General features: G+C 69.0%; 11 protein-coding genes. 5 read left to right on the top strand and 6 right to left on the bottom strand.

What is annotated here, in order from left to right:
* Positions 1-63 precede the first annotated feature (63 nt).
* On the top strand, positions 64-1,572 hold the full coding sequence (locus FVO59_RS06740) for an SDR family NAD(P)-dependent oxidoreductase (protein WP_182255934.1): 1,509 nt from the start codon (positions 64-66) through the stop codon (positions 1,570-1,572).
* 130 nt (positions 1,573-1,702) lie between these two features.
* Here the strand turns inward: FVO59_RS06740 and FVO59_RS06745 are convergent, their stop codons facing one another.
* Both FVO59_RS06745 and FVO59_RS06750 read right to left on the bottom strand, forming a co-directional pair.
* On the bottom strand, positions 1,703-2,785 hold the full coding sequence (locus FVO59_RS06745; protein ID WP_182255936.1) for a sensor histidine kinase: 1,083 nt from the start codon (positions 2,783-2,785) through the stop codon (positions 1,703-1,705).
* Entirely contained in the window at positions 2,778-3,443 is a 666-nt protein-coding gene (locus FVO59_RS06750) for a response regulator transcription factor (RefSeq protein ID WP_182255938.1), read from the bottom strand. The genes FVO59_RS06745 and FVO59_RS06750 overlap by 8 nt, the downstream gene beginning before the upstream one ends.
* Positions 3,444-3,530: 87 nt before the next feature.
* Between FVO59_RS06750 and FVO59_RS06755 the strand changes: the two genes are divergently transcribed.
* Positions 3,531-4,163, top strand: a complete 633-nt coding sequence (locus tag FVO59_RS06755; RefSeq protein ID WP_182255940.1) for a M15 family metallopeptidase — start codon at positions 3,531-3,533, stop codon at positions 4,161-4,163.
* A gap of 113 nt (positions 4,164-4,276) precedes the next feature.
* Here the strand turns inward: FVO59_RS06755 and FVO59_RS06760 are convergent, their stop codons facing one another.
* The 3 genes from FVO59_RS06760 to deoD form a co-directional block, all read right to left on the bottom strand.
* A complete protein-coding gene (locus tag FVO59_RS06760) occupies positions 4,277-6,802 on the bottom strand; it encodes a DEAD/DEAH box helicase (protein WP_182255942.1) in 2,526 nt (841 codons plus the stop codon).
* A 37-nt stretch (positions 6,803-6,839) separates the two neighbouring features.
* The gene (locus FVO59_RS06765; RefSeq protein WP_182255944.1) at positions 6,840-7,874 is read right to left on the bottom strand and encodes an FUSC family protein; all 1,035 of its coding nucleotides are present in this window, start codon (positions 7,872-7,874) and stop codon (positions 6,840-6,842) included.
* Between the two features lie 171 nt (positions 7,875-8,045).
* On the bottom strand, positions 8,046-8,756 hold the full coding sequence (deoD, locus tag FVO59_RS06770; protein ID WP_182255946.1) for a purine-nucleoside phosphorylase: 711 nt from the start codon (positions 8,754-8,756) through the stop codon (positions 8,046-8,048).
* A 41-nt stretch (positions 8,757-8,797) separates the two neighbouring features.
* Between deoD and FVO59_RS06775 the strand changes: the two genes are divergently transcribed.
* On the top strand, positions 8,798-9,847 hold the full coding sequence (locus FVO59_RS06775) for a DUF998 domain-containing protein (RefSeq protein ID WP_259363482.1): 1,050 nt from the start codon (positions 8,798-8,800) through the stop codon (positions 9,845-9,847).
* Positions 9,848-9,996: 149 nt separating this feature from the next.
* Here the strand turns inward: FVO59_RS06775 and FVO59_RS06780 are convergent, their stop codons facing one another.
* The gene (locus FVO59_RS06780) at positions 9,997-10,662 is read right to left on the bottom strand and encodes a DNA alkylation repair protein (protein WP_182255948.1); all 666 of its coding nucleotides are present in this window, start codon (positions 10,660-10,662) and stop codon (positions 9,997-9,999) included.
* Between the two features lie 105 nt (positions 10,663-10,767).
* Between FVO59_RS06780 and putP the strand changes: the two genes are divergently transcribed.
* Positions 10,768-12,282, top strand: a complete 1,515-nt coding sequence (putP, locus tag FVO59_RS06785; RefSeq protein WP_182255950.1) for a sodium/proline symporter PutP — start codon at positions 10,768-10,770, stop codon at positions 12,280-12,282.
* A 208-nt stretch (positions 12,283-12,490) separates the two neighbouring features.
* Positions 12,491-16,855, top strand: coding sequence for an endo-alpha-N-acetylgalactosaminidase family protein (locus FVO59_RS06790; protein ID WP_182255952.1), 4,365 nt, complete (start codon positions 12,491-12,493; stop codon positions 16,853-16,855).
* The last annotated feature ends 37 nt before the right edge of the window (positions 16,856-16,892 follow it).

A 16,892-nucleotide genomic window follows, 5' to 3' on the forward strand; every position in this document is an offset into this window, starting at 1 on the left:
ACCCTACGCCGGGGTGCCGACAACGCCCAGGGGGTCTCAGGCGGGGCGCGTAGAATCGGCCCAATGACCGATGCCCCCTCGCTGCCCGCCTCCGGCATCGACCCCGACGACCTCGCCACCACCCTCCGGGTGCTCGCATCGCTCGATGAGGTCGATCAGCAGCATCCGGACTATCTCGCCGTCCGCCGCGCCACCGCCAACATGTTCAAGGCGGTCAAGCGCGCCAGGCGCAAGGAGATCCGTGATGCCATCGCCGAGGCTGACAAGGCGGTCGTCGCCCGCACCGCGACGGGTGCTCCCGACCGCATCGACGACGAGACGCGCGGACTCGACCTGGCGTCCAGCGTCGTCGACGCCCCCATCGCGGGCGAGCTGCTCAAGCCCCGCAACTGCTACATCTGCAAGCAGCCGTACACGCTGGTCGACGCGTTCTACCACCAGCTGTGCCCCGAGTGCGCACGGTTCAGCCACGGCAAGCGCAACGCGCGCACCGACCTCGCAGGCAGGCGCGCGCTGCTCACCGGCGGTCGCGCCAAGATCGGCATGCACATCGCGCTGCGACTGCTGCGCGACGGCGCGCATCTGACCATCACGACCCGATTCCCGCGCGACGCCGTGCGCCGCTTCTCGTCTCTGCCCGACGCCTCCGACTGGCTGCACCGGCTGCGAGTGGTCGGCATCGACCTGCGCGACCCGGCGCAGGTGATCGGACTCGCCGACTCCGTCGCGGCCCAGGGGCCGCTCGACATCCTCATCAACAACGCCGCGCAGACCGTGCGGCGCTCGCCGGGTGCGTACTCGCTGCTGGCGGATGCCGAGCTGCAGCCGCTCCCGGACGGCCCGCTGCCCGAGATGGAGACCTTCGGCCACACGGCCGACCCGCACCCGCAGGCGCTGCAGGCCTCGGTCGATGCGCATCCTCTGCTGTCGGTCGCTGCCCTCGGCGGCACCGTCGCCGAGCAGGGCGGCCAGGCACTCACCGCCGAGGACCTCGCGCGTCTTGCGATGGCGCCTGGGTCGTCGTCGCTGGTCAAGCACGCCGACGGCACCGCGATCGATGCAGGCGGCCTCGTGCCCGATGTGAACCGCGTGAACAGCTGGGTGCAGTCGGTCGACCAGGTCGATCCGCTCGAGATGCTCGAGGTGCAGCTGTGCAACACCACGGCTCCCTTCCTGCTGATCAGCAGGCTGCGCGCCTCGATGGCCGCGTCGACAGCCCGCCGCAAGTACATCGTGAACGTCTCGGCGATGGAGGGGCAGTTCTCGCGCCGGTACAAGGGCCCCGGTCACCCGCACACGAACATGGCCAAGGCCGCGCTGAACATGCTCACACGCACCAGCTCCGGTGAGATGCTCGAGACCGACGGCATCCTGATGACCGCCGTCGACACCGGCTGGATCACCGACGAGCGCCCGCACTTCACCAAGGTGCGCCTGGCCGAGGAGGGCTTCCACGCCCCGCTCGACCTCGTCGACGGCGCCGCCCGGGTGTACGACCCGATCGTGCAGGGGGAGGCGGGCGTCGACCTGCAGGGCGTGTTCCTCAAGGACTACCGGCCGAGCCCCTGGTGACTTGAGGGGCCGGTGCCGTCTCGCGGTCCGCGTGCGCGCGGATGCACAGGATTCCCCGTTCTGCACATGAATCGGCCCGATCCGTGTGCAGGGAGGGGAGAAGTGTGCAGGCGCGGTGGCCGATGGTGCGTCAGGCCGGGGGCCGGGGCAGCCACACCGTCACGTTCAGCCCGCCGCCGTCGCGCGGCGCGAGCATCAGCGACCCGTCGTGCGCCTCGGTGATGCGCTGCGCGATGGCCAGGCCGAGCCCGACCCCCGCGAGATCGGGGTCGCGCTCCCGCTCGGCACCGCGCTGGAACGGCTCGACCAGCGTCTCGACGAGGCCTGGTGCGAGCACCTCGCCGGTGTTCTCGACGACGAGGGCCACCGACCGCGGCCGCACATGGGTGCGGACGGCCACCATTCCTCCGGATGCCAGGTTGTGCACGACCGCGTTGTGAACGAGGTTCATGATCAGCTGCTGCAGCAGCGCCGGCGAACCGAGCGCGGGCGCTTCCTCTCCGCCGACCTCCAGTGACACGCCGCGTCGATCCGCCAGCGGAGCCAGCGTCTCCACGGCCTCTTCGGCCAGCAGCGACAGATCCACCGGCTCGTTCGTGAACGCGCGCCGATCCGCGCGGCTGAGCAGCAGCAGCGCCTCGGTCAGCTCGATCGCCCTGGTGTTCACCTCGCTCAGACGCCCGATCAGGGCATCCGCATCCCTGCCGGGATCGGTGCGGGCCACCTCCAGCAGCGCCTGCGAGATCGCGAGCGGGGTGCGCAGCTCGTGCGACGCGTTCGCCGCGAACCGCTTCTGCTCGGCCATGTTCGTCTCGAGCCTCTCGAGCATCGAGTCGAACACGTCGGCGAGGTCGCGGAACTCGTCGCCGCGGCCCTCCATCGCGATCCTGTGCGACAGCGAGCCCTCCGCCGCGAGACGCGCCGCGTGCCCGATGCGGTCGAGTGGGGCGAGCATCCGCCCGGCCAGCAGCCATCCGCCCCCCACCCCGATCAGCAGCAGCACGACGAGGGCGACCACGACGGCGGGTGTGAAGGCGCGCACCAGGTCGGAGCGGTTCGGCACGAACCGGTCTGCGACGATGGCGCCGTCGGGCACGTAGCGCAGCAGCCATGCCGACACGACCGTCAGCAGCACCACGCCCGACACGATGACGATCGCCGCATAGCTCAGGGTCAGCCGCCAGCGCACGCTGAGCCCGCGAGCCCTAGGCATCGGCGTCGATCCGATAGCCGACGCCTGGCACGGTGAGGATCAGCCACGGCTCTCCCAGCCGTTTGCGCAGCGACGACACGGTGATCCGCACGGCGTTGGTGAAGGGGTCGGCGTTCTCGTCCCACGCCCGCTCGAGCAGCTCCTCTGCGCTGACCACGCCGCCCGCGGCATCGACCAGCACCTCCAGCACCGCGAACTGCTTGCGGGTCAGGGCCACGTAGCGCTCGTCGCGGAACACCTCCCGCCGGAACGGGTCGAGCCTGAGTCCCGCGAGCTCGCGCACCGGCGGACGGGTTCTCTCTCGCCGCCGGTCGAGCGCTCGAAGCCGCAGCACGAGCTCGCGCAGCTCGAACGGCTTGGTGAGGTAGTCGTCGGCGCCGATCTCGAAGCCGGTCGCCTTGTCGTCGAGCCGGTCGGCGGCGGTGAGCATGATGATCGGGATGCCACTGCCCGACGCCACGATCGAGCGGGCCACGTCGTCACCCGATGGACCGGGGATGTCCCGATCGAGCACGGCGATGTCGTAGGCGTTGATGCTCAGCAGCTCCAGCGCGGTGTCGCCGTCCCCTGCGATGTCGGCCGCGATCGCCTCGAGCCGGAGTCCGTCGCGGACGGCCTCGGCGAGGTAGGGCTCGTCCTCGACGATCAGCACGCGCATGAGAAGGATCCTACGCACGGGGACGTATCGAGAACGTATCGGAAACCGCATACGCCCTGGCAACGCGCCGACGGGTCGACTGGTCGCATGACGACAGCATCTGCCCTCAGCCGCCGCCAGCGGGCGGCCCTCCTGGCGACCCTGGTCACCGCGGCCGCCGCGTTCGTGTTCGTGCTGGCCCAGGCCCCGAACGCGATCTCGGCGAGCACGTTCGCGACTCCGGCGGGGCCGGTCTCGACGGCGCAGGAGCGCGGTGAGGCCGCCGCCGACGGCCGGATCACCGCTGCCGACGGGCAGATCGAGCCCGGATCTGCTCTCAGCCTCTACGACGGGTCGCCCGCGGTGGCGGGACTGGACGGCGCGCTGCTCGAGGCGGTGCGCAACGCGGGCGCGGTGGCTGTTGAGGACGGCGTCGAGCTGCGGGTGAACAGCGGATGGCGCTCGGCCGAGCTGCAGGATCATCTGCTTCAGGAGGCGGTGGGGAAGTACGGGTCCGTCGAGGAGGCATCGCGCTGGGTGGCGACCGCCGAGACATCCGAGCACGTGTCGGGGCATGCCATCGATATCGGCCCGTGGGAGAGCGCGGAGTGGCTCGGGCGCAACGGCGCGGTCTTCGGGCTGTGCCAGATCTATGAGAACGAGCCGTGGCACTTCGAGCTTCGGCCGGATGCCAGAACGGAGGGATGCCCGCGGATGTACCGCGACCCGACTGAGCGGTGAGCCGGTCGCACCGGGGCGCACGGGGTCGCGGATGCACAGGAATCCCCGTTCTGCACACGGATCGGGGGGATCCGTGTGCAGAACGAGGAGAAGTGTGCGAGTGCGGCGCGGGGTTACAGCCGGGGGACGCCGGTGACGGTGACGACGGCCTCGCCGGCCTCGTCGGATGCCGCGAGGTCGACCGTCGCCGTGATGCCCCAGTCGTGGTCTCCGGCGGGGTCGTCGATGATCTGGCGCACCGTCCAGGTCTCGGAGCCCTGTTCGATCAGCAGCAGCTGCGGACTGCGCGCGTCGGCGCCGGTGAGCATCTCGTCGTGATCGGCGAAGTAGGCGTCGAGGGCGGCATTCCAGCCGTCGGCGCCGAAGTCGCCGTCGAGGGATGCCAGTGACTCGACGTCTTCGCGGGCGGCGAGCAGCACGCGGCGGAACATCTCGTTGCGCACCAGCACTCGGAACGCCCGGGTGTTCGAGGTGAGGCGCTTGGGTGCAGGCGGCACGACCGGCTCGTCGGGGCGGTCGTAGGCGCCGTTGTCGACGCCCGCGATGAGCTCGGACCACTCGTCGAGCAGGCTGGAGTCGACCTGGCGCACGAGCTCGCCGAGCCAGTCGATCAGATCGTGCAGCTCTTCGCTCTTCAGATGCTCGGGGATGGTCTGGGATGCCGCACGGTAGGCGTCGGAGAGGTACCGGAGCACCACGCCCTCCGAGCGGGCGACCTTGTAGTAGGCGACATATTCCCCGAACGACATGGCTCGCTCGTACATGTCGCGCACGACCGACTTCGGGTGCAGCTCGAAGTCGCGGATCCACGGCTGCGATGAGCTGAAGGTCTCGAACGCCGCCCCGAGCAGCTCTTCGAGCGGCTTCGGATAGGTGATCTGCTCGAGCAGCTCCATGCGCTCGTCGTACTCGATGCCCTCGGCCTTCATCGCACCGACCGCCTCGCCGCGGGCCTGGAACTCCTGCTGGCTGAGGATCGCGCGCGGGTCGTCGAGCGTCGACTCGACGATCGAGATCATGTCGAGCGCGAAGGTCGGCGACTCCGGGTCGAGCAGCTCGAATGCCGCGAGGGCGAAGGGTGAGAGCGGCTGGTTGAGGGCGAAGTTGGGCTGCAGGTCGACCGTGAGCCGCACCAGTTTCGACTCGGTCGCTTCGCTCCCTCGCTCGACAACCGGGTAGGTCTCCACCACACCCGACTGCAGCAGCGTGCGGTAGATGCCGAGGGCGCGCAGCGCGAGCAGGCGCTGGTTCGCCCTCGACTCGTGATTGTCGTATACCAGTGCGCGCATATTCCCGAACACATCGCCTCCACGGGCGATCACGTTCAGCATCATCGCGCTGGTGATCTGCATGTGCGAGGTCAGGGTCTCCGGCTGCGATCCGATGAGCTTCTGGAACGACGGCTCGCCCCACGACACGAATCCGTCCGGTGCCTTCTTGCGGATGATCTTGCGCTTCTTCTTCGGATCATCGCCGGCCTTCTTCAGCGCGGCGAGGTTCTCGCTCTCGTGCTCGGGTGCCTGCGCGACCACGGTCCCGGCGGTGTCGTATCCCGCGCGCCCCGCGCGACCGGCGACCTGATGGAACTCGCGGGCGTTCAGCTGCCGCATCCGCTTGCCGTCGAACTTCGTCAGTGCGGTGAGCAGCACGGTGCGGATCGGCACGTTGATGCCGACCCCGAGGGTGTCGGTGCCGCAGATCACCCGCAGCATGCCGCGCTGTGCGAGCTGCTCGACCAGGCGGCGGTACTTCGGCAGCATCCCTGCGTGGTGCACGCCGATGCCGAGCCGCAGCAGTCGTGACAGCGTCTTGCCGAACGCGGTGGTGAACCGGAACCCGCCGATCAGCTCTGCGATCTCGTCACGCTGCTCGCGAGTGGCCACCTTCGCGCTCGCCAGTGCCTGCGCGCGCTCCATGGCCGCCGCCTGCGAGAAGTGCACGACATACACCGGCGCCTGGCCTGTCGAGAGCAGGTCGTCGATCGTCTCGTGGATCGGCGTCGTCTCGTAGTAGAAGTGCAGCGGCACCGGGCGCTCGACGCCGGTGACCACGGCGGTCTCGCGCTTCGTGCGCCGAGTGAGGTCGGCGGCGAGGTCGGTCACGTCGCCGAGGGTCGCCGACATGAGCACGAACTGCGTCTGCGGCAGCTCGAGCAGCGGCACCTGCCAGGCCCATCCGCGGTCAGGGTCGCCGTAGAAGTGGAACTCGTCCATGACCACCTGGCCGACCTCGGCATCCGGTCCCTCGCGCAGGGCGAGATTCGCGAGGATCTCGGCCGTGCAGCACACGATCGGCGCATCGGCGTTGACCGACGAGTCGCCGGTGACCATGCCCACGTTCGCGGCGCCGAACACATCGACCAGCGCGAAGAACTTCTCGCTGACCAGCGCTTTGATGGGAGCCGTGTAGTAGCTGCGTCGTCCAGCGGCGAGGGCTGCGACGTGCGCGCCGATGGCGACAAGCGACTTGCCGGTTCCGGTCGGGGTCGACAGGATCAGGTTCTTCCCCGAGACGATCTCGATGACCGCTTCATCCTGCGCGGGGTACAGGCTGATGCCCGTGGATTCCACCCACTCCACGAATGCCAGATAGACGGCATCCGGATCGGCGTCGCGGACGAGGGAGGGATCGAATGGCATGATGCCTCGATCCTTTCACGCCGGAGACCGCATGCTCTCAGGTCTCGTCGCGCAGCTCGCCATGGATCCGCCGCAGGTCCTCCATCAGCGACCCCACGAGGATCCAGTGGTCGGAGGCAGGGGGTCGCACGACCAGGGGAGTGGTCAGCGCCGGCACGGCCGAGGTCAGGGCATCCGGTTCTGCGCCCTCGGACGACTGCACCGCCAGCCGCACGTCGTGACCGGCGCGGTGCAGCTGCTCGGCGATCGCCCGCACGGTCGGGTCGGTCGCGAGCGAGTCGTCGTAGTGGTCGATGTACGCGCGCGTCATGCCGATGACCTGGGTGACGACGGGTGAGAGCCGTTCGAACACCGCTCGCAGCTCGTCGATGTCGTCGCGGTGCCGGCCTCGGCGCGGGTTGAGCGAGAGGGACTCCGCGGCCGCGGTGAGGGATGCCTCTGCCGAATCCTTCATGGGCCGAAGCAGCCGGGCCTCGAGCATCAGCTCCTGCAGCTGCGCGGGCGTGCGGGTGACGGGGAGCGCCTGCGCGAGGCGGTCGAGGGATGCGGCGAGCTCGCGCCCGAGCATCCCGATGTCGCGCCTCGCCGGGGCCGAAAGGGCCGGCGGGACGATCGCGATGTTCACGACGAAGCCGATCGCCGCGCCGATGAGCGTCTCGAGGATGCGGTCGAGGGCGTAGTCGGGGTTCGACGAGCCGAGTGCCAGCACCAGCACCGCCGAGATCGCGACCTGGTTGCCGGTCCCGGTGGATGCCCGCAGCGACCAGGCGACGAGCATCGCCACCACGACGGCCGCGAGCACCACCCAGCTCTGCGCGCCCAGGACGAGGCTCAGCAGCACCGCGATCACCACGCCGAGGATCACCCCGGCGCTGCGCTCGAGGGCCTTCGACAGCGACTGGTTCACGCTCGGCTGCACGACCAGCAGCGCGGCGATGGCGGCGAACACGGGCAGCGGCCCCGGGATCAGCCAGCCCGCGATCAGCCAGGCCGCGATGGTGGCTGCGGCCGACTTCAGCACCTGCAGCAGGGGAGCCCTGCGTGCGGCGCGGATCGCGGCGGGGAAGCGCATGTGTCAACGGTAGCCGGGTGCGGTGGAGCGCACGGATGTCGGCGCCGATCTCGGATGTCGGCCGATCGGGCCGATTCCGACCGACATCTGTGATTCCTGCCGACATCCGTGCGGGCCGGTGCGGGCCGCAGGCGCTGCGCCGCGAGGTCGGCGGGCCCGGGATGCCGTGATTCAGGCGGTCGCCGCCCGCAGGGCGATCTCGATCATGTCGCCGAAGCTCTGCTCGCGCTCCTGCGCGGTGGTCGCCTCGTGCGTGACGAGGTGGTCGGAGACGGTGCAGATGCTCAGCGCGCGGCGCTGGTGGTACGCCGCGAGCGTGTAGAGACCGGCGGTCTCCATCTCGACGGCCAGGGCGCCGTGCGCGACGAACGGCTCGGTCAGCTCGGATCTGGTCGAGTAGAACTGGTCGCTCGAGAAGAGCAGGCCGACGTGCACGGAGGCATCAAGAGTCAGGCCCTCCGCAGCCTCGACCGCCGCCCGAAGCAGCGAGAAGTCGGCGACGGGCGCGTAGTCGAGACCGTGGAAGCGCACGCGGTTGATGCCCGAGTCGGTGCACGCGCCGTTGGCGATGATGACGTCGCGCATGCCGACGCGGTCGGTGAGACCGCCGCACGAGCCGACCCGCACGATCGTCTGCACGTCGTACTCCGAGAACAGCTCCGTGGCGTAGATCGCCATCGACGGCTGGCCCATGCCCGAGCCCTGCACCGATACACGCTCGCCGTTCCACGTGCCGGTGAACCCGAGCATCCCGCGCACGTCGCTGTAGAGACGCGCGTCGTCGAGGAAGTTCTCGGCGATCCACTTCGCCCGCAGCGGGTCGCCGGGGAACAGGACGATCGGGGCGATGTCGCCCGGGGCGGCTGCGATGTGGGTGCTCATGTCGTCCAGCGTATGTCCGCCGCGGATGGTTCGATGAGGGAATGGACGTCGGCGGGCGGCTGCGCGAGCAGGAGCGGATGCTGTGGGCGACCGCGCTGTGCTTCGCGGCCGGTGCGGTGGTCGGCACCGTCGTGCTGTGGGGTGCTGCGCGCCCGTTCAGCGGCGACGGCTCTGTGATCATCCCGATCGCGCTCGTCGCGGGGGCGATCGCCGCGGTGGGGTTCGCCGTCAGCACCCGGATGCACAGAGCGGGCGAGACCAGGCCCATGCCCGCGTGGCAGGCCTGGGTCTCGCACGTCAGCGCGACCGCCGTGACCGTGGCCATCGCCGGCGTCACGGCTCTGGGGGTGCTGCTCGCCGGCGAGGTGCTCGCCACAGGGCTCGAGGGGCTGACCCTGCCGGCGCCGGCGGGCGGAGTGTTCACCGGCGTCGCATCTGCCCTCGGCGGACGCCTGGCGTTCCGCATGGGCGTGCGCCTGAGGACGCAGGACATCGCCGCGCTGCTGTCGGCCTTCCTCGTGATCGGCACTCTCTTCGCGATGCTCACCGCGACCGACCCGGCATGGTGGGAGCGCAGCTTCTCGGATCTGGGCATCGGCGCCGGCGGCTGGGCGTTCAACGGCACACTGGTCGTCGCCGGGCTGCTGATCGCGACGGCCGGCTCCTACCTCGGTCGCGATCTGCACCGGATGCTGGGTGACCAGGCCTTGCGCCGGATCGCCGCGATCGTGTCGACGTGGGCCGGTGCGGGGCTCGCGCTCGCCGCGGTGGGGCTGCTGCCGCTCGACCGGGTTCGCGTCGCACATGCGATCGCCGCGTACTCGACGCTGGGCCTGATCCTCGCGGCCACCGTGCTGACGACGCTGCTGCTGAGCGGCGTGCGGATGCTGCGCGTGCTCACGAGCGTCTTCGTCGTCTTCGTCGTCGCGGCGACGGTCGCCTTCGGCTTCGGGATGCTGTCGGTCGCCGCCCTCGAAGCGGTCGTGGTCGGACTCGTGCTGCTGTGGCTCACGACTCTGGTGCAGCTGCTCTGCGTGCTCGCCCCCGATGAGTCGCGTCCCTCGGCGCGTCGCTCGCCGCTGCGCGCCTGAGCCTGCACGCGAGCGTGAACCGCTCTGCGGCCGGTGCACGCGTGCGCGCGTTCGGGAGGAGAACGCGCGCATGGGAGGTGGCGTGGGCGGGATGCCTCCTCCGGAGGGTGCGAAGTCCTCCCGAGCGCGCGGCGAGCGGCGAACCCGGGTCAGCCCTGGCGCCGCACCATCTCGGCGATCCAGGCCGGCGCGAAGGGAGAGGTGCAGTTCGGCGGCACCGGGTAGTCGGAGAGCACCTGGAGGCGCTCGCCGATCGCGACGGCGCGCTCGCGGAGAGCCGGGTGATGGATGCCGATGTACGCCAGCGTCTCGTTCATCGCCCACTGCTCGCGGCTCGGCGCGTCGCGCAGCTCGCGCTCGATGCGCTCGAGCACGGCATCCAGGTCCAGCCCCTCGGGCTTCTTCTGCACCCGCACCGAGGTCAGCGACCACGCGGCGGCTCTGGCGTCGGCGTCAGGATCGTCCATCCAGCGCAGTCGGAGCTCTTCGGCAAGGGGCGACTTCTTCGCGATGTAGTTCACCAGCCAGTCGTGCGCCTTCGCACTTCTCGTCGAGCGCAGCATGGCGTCGATCTCGTCGGCCGACAGCTCGCGTGGCTTCGCGACCAGCAGGCCGACCAGCTGCGCGGCGACGTCGTCGGTCGCCCAGAGCGCGCGAGCAAGGTCGGTCGACATGCCTGCGCTCTTCGCCAGCGCGCGCAGCTTCGACAGGTTCACGCCGTGCGCATCGCCGTGGCGTTCGTTGACGGCGCGGGCCTTCGGGTCCTCGAGGGCGGACAGCTCGGCGCGGATCTCGTCGACGATCGAGTCAGGCATCCCGAAATCGTACCCGGCAGCCCGAGTCAGTCTGGAAACTGGGAAAAGGCTGTGCCATCCTCGGAGGGCACCGAAGCGGCGAGATTCGTCGCAGAAGGGACGACGATGTCCGATCAGATCTTCATCTACGTCGCGCTCGGCCTGTACTTTGCGGCGATGCTGGCCATCGGCTATCTGGCCTACAAGCGCACGACCGACCACGAGGACTACATGCTCGGCGGGCGTAACCTCCCACCGTGGGTCGCCGCACTCAGCGCAGGCGCGTCGGACATGTCGGGCTGGCTGGTGATGGGGCTTCCCGGCGCGATCTACCTCTCGGGCCTCATCGAGGCCTGGATCGCGATCGGGCTCACGATCGGTGCTTACCTGAACTGGCTGCTCGTGGCCCCGCGCCTGCGTGCCTACACCGAGGTGTCCCGCAACTCGATCACGGTGCCCAGCTTCCTCGAGAACCGCCTGCGCGATTCGACCCACCTGCTGCGCATCCTCTCGGGCATCGTGATCCTCGTCTTCTTCACTCTGTACATCTCGGCCGGTATGGTGGCGGGCGGCAAGTTCTTCGTGAGCTCCTTCGACGGCGACTACCTCACTGGAATGCTGCTAGTCGGAGGAATCACGCTGCTGTACACCCTGTTCGGCGGATTCCTCGGGGCGTCGCTGACCGACGTGGTGCAGGGGATCATGATGGTCGTAGCGCTCATCGTCGTGCCTATCGCGGCCGTCATCGCGATCGGCGGCGTTGATGAGACCGGCGGCCTCATCGCCGAGAACGCCTCGCAGGGGCACCTGTCGTTCTTCGGCAATGACGGGCTCACGGGGGCAACGGTGCTCGCGATCGTCTCGTCGCTCGCCTGGGGACTTGGCTACTTCGGCCAGCCGCATATCGTTGTCCGCTTCATGGCGTTGCGCTCACCGCAGCAGGCCAAGAGCGCACGGCGCATCGGGATCTCATGGATGGTGGTGTCGATGTTCGGCGCGATCATCTCGGGTCTGATCGGCATCGCCTACATGGCGGCCAAGGGCATCGATCTCGCTGATCCCGAGACGGTTGTGCTGATCATGTCGAAGACGCTGCTGCACCCCTTCGTCGCCGGAATCGTGTTGGCGGCCGTGCTCGCGGCGATCATGAGCACCATCTCGAGTCAGCTGATCGTGAGCTCGTCGGCGCTGGTCGAAGACCTCTTCAAGGTGTTCCGACGGACCCCGCCGCCGACGAAGTCCCTCGTGATGCTCGGTCGCATCGCCGTGCTCGCCGTCGCCGTCATCGCGATCCTGCTGGCCATCACACCCAACGACACCATCCTCGGCCTGGTCTCGTTCGCATGGGCAGGCTTCGGTGCCGCGTTCGGCCCGGTCATCCTCCTCAGCCTGTTCTGGCGCAAGCTCACCAACTGGGGCGCTCTGGCCGGCATGTTCGTCGGCGCGGCCACGGTGTTCATCTGGAAGGCGCTCGAGACCGGGCTCTACGAGCTGCTGCCTGCGTTCGTGTTCGCCATGGTCGCCGCAGTCGTCGTCAGCCTGGTCACCTACCGCCACGACGAGGAGATCCAGCAGGAGTTCACCGAGACCGGCGCGATGCTGACGGTCCCGCGCCCGCACGCGGTCGGCGACACTCCCTGACCCGTGCTCCGCGGATGAAGAGGGCCCCGATCGACGATCGGGGCCCTCTTCGCATCCTGCGGGGTGCGAAGAGGCTGGAACAGAGACTGTTTGCGTTCTCACGGCATCCGAAAATATGTCTGGAAATGATCAGAAATGCAGTTGTTTTCGCAAACATGATCTGGAATCATCGTGACCGTCGCCAGCCGATTCGAAGGAGAACGAGCGAATGAGAAACCAACGACGGTGGACGGGGGTGGGCCTCACCTGCGCAGTCGTGGCGGCCGGCCTCTCGGCGTTCACCGCAGCCCCCGCCATGGGCGCAGACTCGAACATCGTGCTGCGCACCGGCGTGCTCGAGGTGCATGCGTCGAGCGCGTTCCCCCAGGTCGTGCAGTACACCGACCGCGCGAGCGGCGCGGTCATGCGCGGCAACGACATCGCTCTCACGAGCGTCGAGATCAACGGCACAGCGCACCCCGTGACCGTCGAGCACACGCAGATCGACAAGAGCACGATCGAGTACGTGCTCTCCCCGACAGCGCTCGAGGGCGTCACGCTCACCGCCCGGCTCAGCGTCAAGAAGAACGTCGTCACGCTGAAGTTCACCGACATCGTCGATCCCGACGCGAAGGTCACGACCCTGCGCATCCCGGGGCAGAACCTCGTCACCGTCTCATCGGCCGACGCGGGGTCCGCCGTCGCCGCGGCGAACCTGTCGGTCGACCGCGCGGTCTCGGGAGACACCTTCATCCCCCTCACCGCCGAGACTCCGCTCGACGCCAAGCCGGTCTCGTCGAACACGGTCATCGCGAACACCGATCGGCTCGCTGCGGCATTCACGACGAATGCGCTCTACGACTCGTCGAGCGGCCCCGCGAACAAGGACGGCGGCAACTTCTGGCGTCAGGCCGTCAGAGACGGCGACGCCGTCGAGATCGGTATCTCGAGCGGCCAGTGGCTGTATCGCCCGGCGGCATCGCCGAAGACCGACCGCACCCAGACCGAGGATCTTCCCTGGGTGAAGGTCGCGATCACTCCGGATGCCAATGGCGACGGCGCCGTCGACTGGCAGGACGGCGCCATCGCGCTGCGCGACCTGCGGGTGGGCCCGTACAAGGGCGACCAGACGCCCGACAACGTCATCACGCACATCCCGTTCAACTTCGCCTCGCAGGCGACCCATCCGTTCCTGCGCACCCTCGACGACGTCAAGCGCATCGCACTGAACACCGACGGGCTCGGCCAGGTGGCCATGCTCAAGGGATACACGAGCGAGGGCCACGACTCGGCGAACACCGACTACGGAGACAACGTCAACGAGCGTGCGGGCGGACTCGACGAGCTCAACGCCGCACTCGCAGCGGGCGAGAAGTGGAACGCCTCGTTCGGCGTGCACATCAACGCCACCGAGATCTACCCCGAGGCGAACTCGTTCAGCGACGAGATCATGGACCCGAAGGCGCCGGGCTGGAACTGGCTCGACCAGTCGTACTACATCGACCAGCGCTACGACATCCTCTCCGGCCAGCTCGACGAGCGCATCGGCGAGCTCGCGGACGCGACGCACGACAACCTCGACTTCGTCTACGTCGACGTCTATTACCAGTACGGCTGGCTGGCGAAGTCGATCCAGGACTCGCTCACAGAACACGGCTTCCGGGTCGGATCCGAGTGGGCCGACAAGCTCGCAGCCAACAACACCTGGTCGCACTGGGCGAACGACGAGAACTACGGCGGCTCGACCAACAAGGGCGTGAACTCCCAGATCCTGCGCTTCGTGAACAACACCGAAGCCGACGTCTGGAACCCCGACCCCCGCCTCGGCACCAGCCACATCGTCGAGTTCGAGGGCTGGACAGGACAGAACGACTTCACCGCGTTCCTTGACAACGTGTGGACCGCCAACGTGCCGGCGAAGTTCCTGCAGCACCACGAGATCACCCGGTGGACCGACGAGGCGATCGACCTCGAGGGCGACGTGCGCGTCACGGGCACCACCGCCGAGAATCGGTCGATCACGGTCGGCGGTGACGAGGTGCTGCGCGGTGACTCGTACCTGCTGCCGTGGGCGTCGAAGGACGGCGGCAAGATCGACAAGCTGTACCACTACAACCCCGCCGGGGGCTCGACCACCTGGAACCTCACCGACCAGTTCGCAGGCAGCTCTTCGCTTCAGCTCTTCTCGCTCGGCGACGGCGGCCGCACCAAGATCGCCGACCTTCCCGTCGTGAACGGCGCCGTCACGATCGACGCGAAGGCCGGTCAGCCGTATGTGCTGGTCGCAGGCAAGAAGGCGGATGCAGGCAGCAGCCTTCCCGGCAAGACCCGGTTCGGCCAGGGGACTCCGGTCGTCGACCCCGGTTTCAACGAGACCTCGCTCGCCGTGTGGAACCCCGCGGGCGACGTGACGATCGAGCGCGACTCGCTCGGACGCCGCTCCGCTCTGCTCGGCGCCGGCGAGGCATCCGTCCAGCAGCGTCTCGGCGGGCTCGCTGCGGGCGAGTACACCGCGAGCGCCTGGGTCGGCGTCGACAGGGGCAAGACCCGCCCGACGACGCTGGGCGTCTCGGTGCCTGGAGGGAAGGACGCGAGCGTCAGCATCGACTCGTCGAACGCGGTCAACTACATGGCCTCCGACGAGTGGAACGGCACCACCCTGCAGCGCCTCAAGGTGCACTTCACCGTGCCTGCGGACGGCGTCCGCCCGACGCTCTCGATCAGGACCGGCGACGGCGACGCCGCCGTGCGCGTCGATGACGTGCGCATCATCGAGTCGGCCGCCCCCGATCTCGCGGGCGACGTGATCGCCCGGGAGGATTTCGAGGACGTGGATGCCGGATGGGGGCCCTTCTTCAAGGGCAACGCCGGCGGCACCACCGACCCGCGCACCCACATCGCCAAGCGCAACGACTTCACCCAGAAGGGCTGGAACGGTCGCAAGATCGATAACATCCTGAACGGCGACTGGTCGCTGATGGCGCACGACGAGAACTCCGGCCTCGTCTACCGCACCACCGAGTACTCGGTGCCGTTCGAGGCAGGGCACCGCTACCGGGTGTCGTTCGACCACCAGTCCACGAAGGCGGGTGAGTACGCCTGGGTGTCGGGTTACGACTCCACGACCGGGCCTCGCGTCACTCAGCGAACGGGCCTGGGCGAGGTGCACGAGACCACTCGTTTCGAGCAGATCATCGACGCCGGCCCGTGCGGCGACACGTTCGTCGGACTGGAGCGCATCGGCGACGGGGCGTCCGACCTCATTCTCGACGACTTCCTCGTCGAGGATCTCGGGGCATCCGACGCCATCCCCGCCTGCGCGCAGATCGCAGGCGAACTCGACGTCGACGTGATCGAGCAGGGCAGGGCCGTGCCGTTCACGACGACCTTCACCTCAGACGAGAGCGCGCCGATCTCCGACGTGGCGGTCTCGCTCGACCTGCCCGAGGGCTGGACGGCCGAGGCCACCACCCCCGCGACGGCAACGACCGTCGAGGCCAAGGGCGGGCTCGTCACCGAGTGGAGCATCACCGCTCCGGCCGACGCCGACGGCTCGTACGACATCGGGGTCACGGCGACCTACACCACGACGGTCGAGCCGATCGGCCCGCGCACGGTCACCGGCACGACCGCGGTCAAGACGCTGCCCGCGCCGCCGACCAACACGGTGTTCGCGAGCGACCACGACTGGGTCAGCGCGACCAACGGCTGGGGTCCCGTCGAGCGGGACATGTCGAACGGCGAGCAGGGCATCGGCGACGGCAAGCCGCTGACGCTCAACGGCGTCACGTACGAAAAGGGTCTCGGAGCCCACGCACCGAGCAGCATCAGGTACTACCTCGGCGGCTACTGCACGGCGTTCACCGCGAAGGTCGGCATCGACGACGCGCAGCCCACCCGCGGCTCGGTCGTGTTCTCGGTGAAGGTCGACGGCCGCACGGTCGTCACCTCGCCGGTCATGAAGGCGACCACCGCGACCTTCGACCTGTCGGCCGACATCACCGGCGGGCAGTACGTCGAGCTCGTGGCGGGCGATGCGGGAGACGGCAACGGCAACGACCACGCCGACTGGGCCGACGCGACCTTCGAGTGCGGCGATGTCGCGAACCCGGGTGGGGGCACCGGCGGCGGCACGGGCACGGCCCCCGAGGGCACCGTGTACATCAGCGACCTGCCCTTCGTCAGCGAGGCGAACGGCTGGGGCCCTGTCGAGCGCGACATGTCGAACGGCGAGGACGCATCGGGCGACGGCTCGCCCCTCACGATCGGCGGCGTCACTTTCGCGAAGGGCCTGGGCACGCATGCCGACTCATCGGTGAAGGTGTACCTCGGCGGCCAGTGCAGCACCTTCACCGCGAGCGTCGGCCTCGACGACTCGAAGGACGAGAAGGGCGAGGGAGACGTGATCTTCCGTGTGCTGGGCGACGGCGACGTGCTGGAGGACACCGGTTCGATCACCTGGGCCGACTCGGCGAAGGCCATCTCGGTCGACGTCACGGGCGTCGAGGTGCTCGAGCTGGCGGTCGACACCAACGGCCCGAACTACCGCGACCACGCCGACTGGGCCGACGCGAAGCTGGTCTGCGCGTCGTAGGCGTCGGGTCACGTCGAGGGGGTGGATGCCCGGGCAT

This window comes from Microbacterium esteraromaticum, from assembly GCF_014084045.1.
GTDB classification, from domain to species: Bacteria; Actinomycetota; Actinomycetes; order Actinomycetales; family Microbacteriaceae; genus Microbacterium; species Microbacterium esteraromaticum_D.

Bases quoted from the DNA above. Each gene is read 5' to 3' on its own strand.
- FVO59_RS06760 (WP_182255942.1), bottom strand. From the start codon at position 6,802: ATGCCATTCGATCCCTCCCTCGTCCGCGACGCCGATCCGGATGCCGTC.
- FVO59_RS06755 (WP_182255940.1), top strand. From the start codon at position 3,531: ATGACGACAGCATCTGCCCTCAGCCGCCGCCAGCGGGCGGCCCTCCTG.
- FVO59_RS06750 (WP_182255938.1), bottom strand. From the start codon at position 3,443: ATGCGCGTGCTGATCGTCGAGGACGAGCCCTACCTCGCCGAGGCCGTC.
- FVO59_RS06775 (WP_259363482.1), top strand. From the start codon at position 8,798: ATGGACGTCGGCGGGCGGCTGCGCGAGCAGGAGCGGATGCTGTGGGCG.
- FVO59_RS06780 (WP_182255948.1), bottom strand. From the start codon at position 10,662: ATGCCTGACTCGATCGTCGACGAGATCCGCGCCGAGCTGTCCGCCCTC.
- FVO59_RS06745 (WP_182255936.1), bottom strand. From the start codon at position 2,785: ATGCCTAGGGCTCGCGGGCTCAGCGTGCGCTGGCGGCTGACCCTGAGC.
- deoD (WP_182255946.1), bottom strand. From the start codon at position 8,756: ATGAGCACCCACATCGCAGCCGCCCCGGGCGACATCGCCCCGATCGTC.
- FVO59_RS06765 (WP_182255944.1), bottom strand. From the start codon at position 7,874: ATGCGCTTCCCCGCCGCGATCCGCGCCGCACGCAGGGCTCCCCTGCTG.
- FVO59_RS06790 (WP_182255952.1), top strand. From the start codon at position 12,491: ATGAGAAACCAACGACGGTGGACGGGGGTGGGCCTCACCTGCGCAGTC.
- FVO59_RS06740 (WP_182255934.1), top strand. From the start codon at position 64: ATGACCGATGCCCCCTCGCTGCCCGCCTCCGGCATCGACCCCGACGAC.
- putP (WP_182255950.1), top strand. From the start codon at position 10,768: ATGTCCGATCAGATCTTCATCTACGTCGCGCTCGGCCTGTACTTTGCG.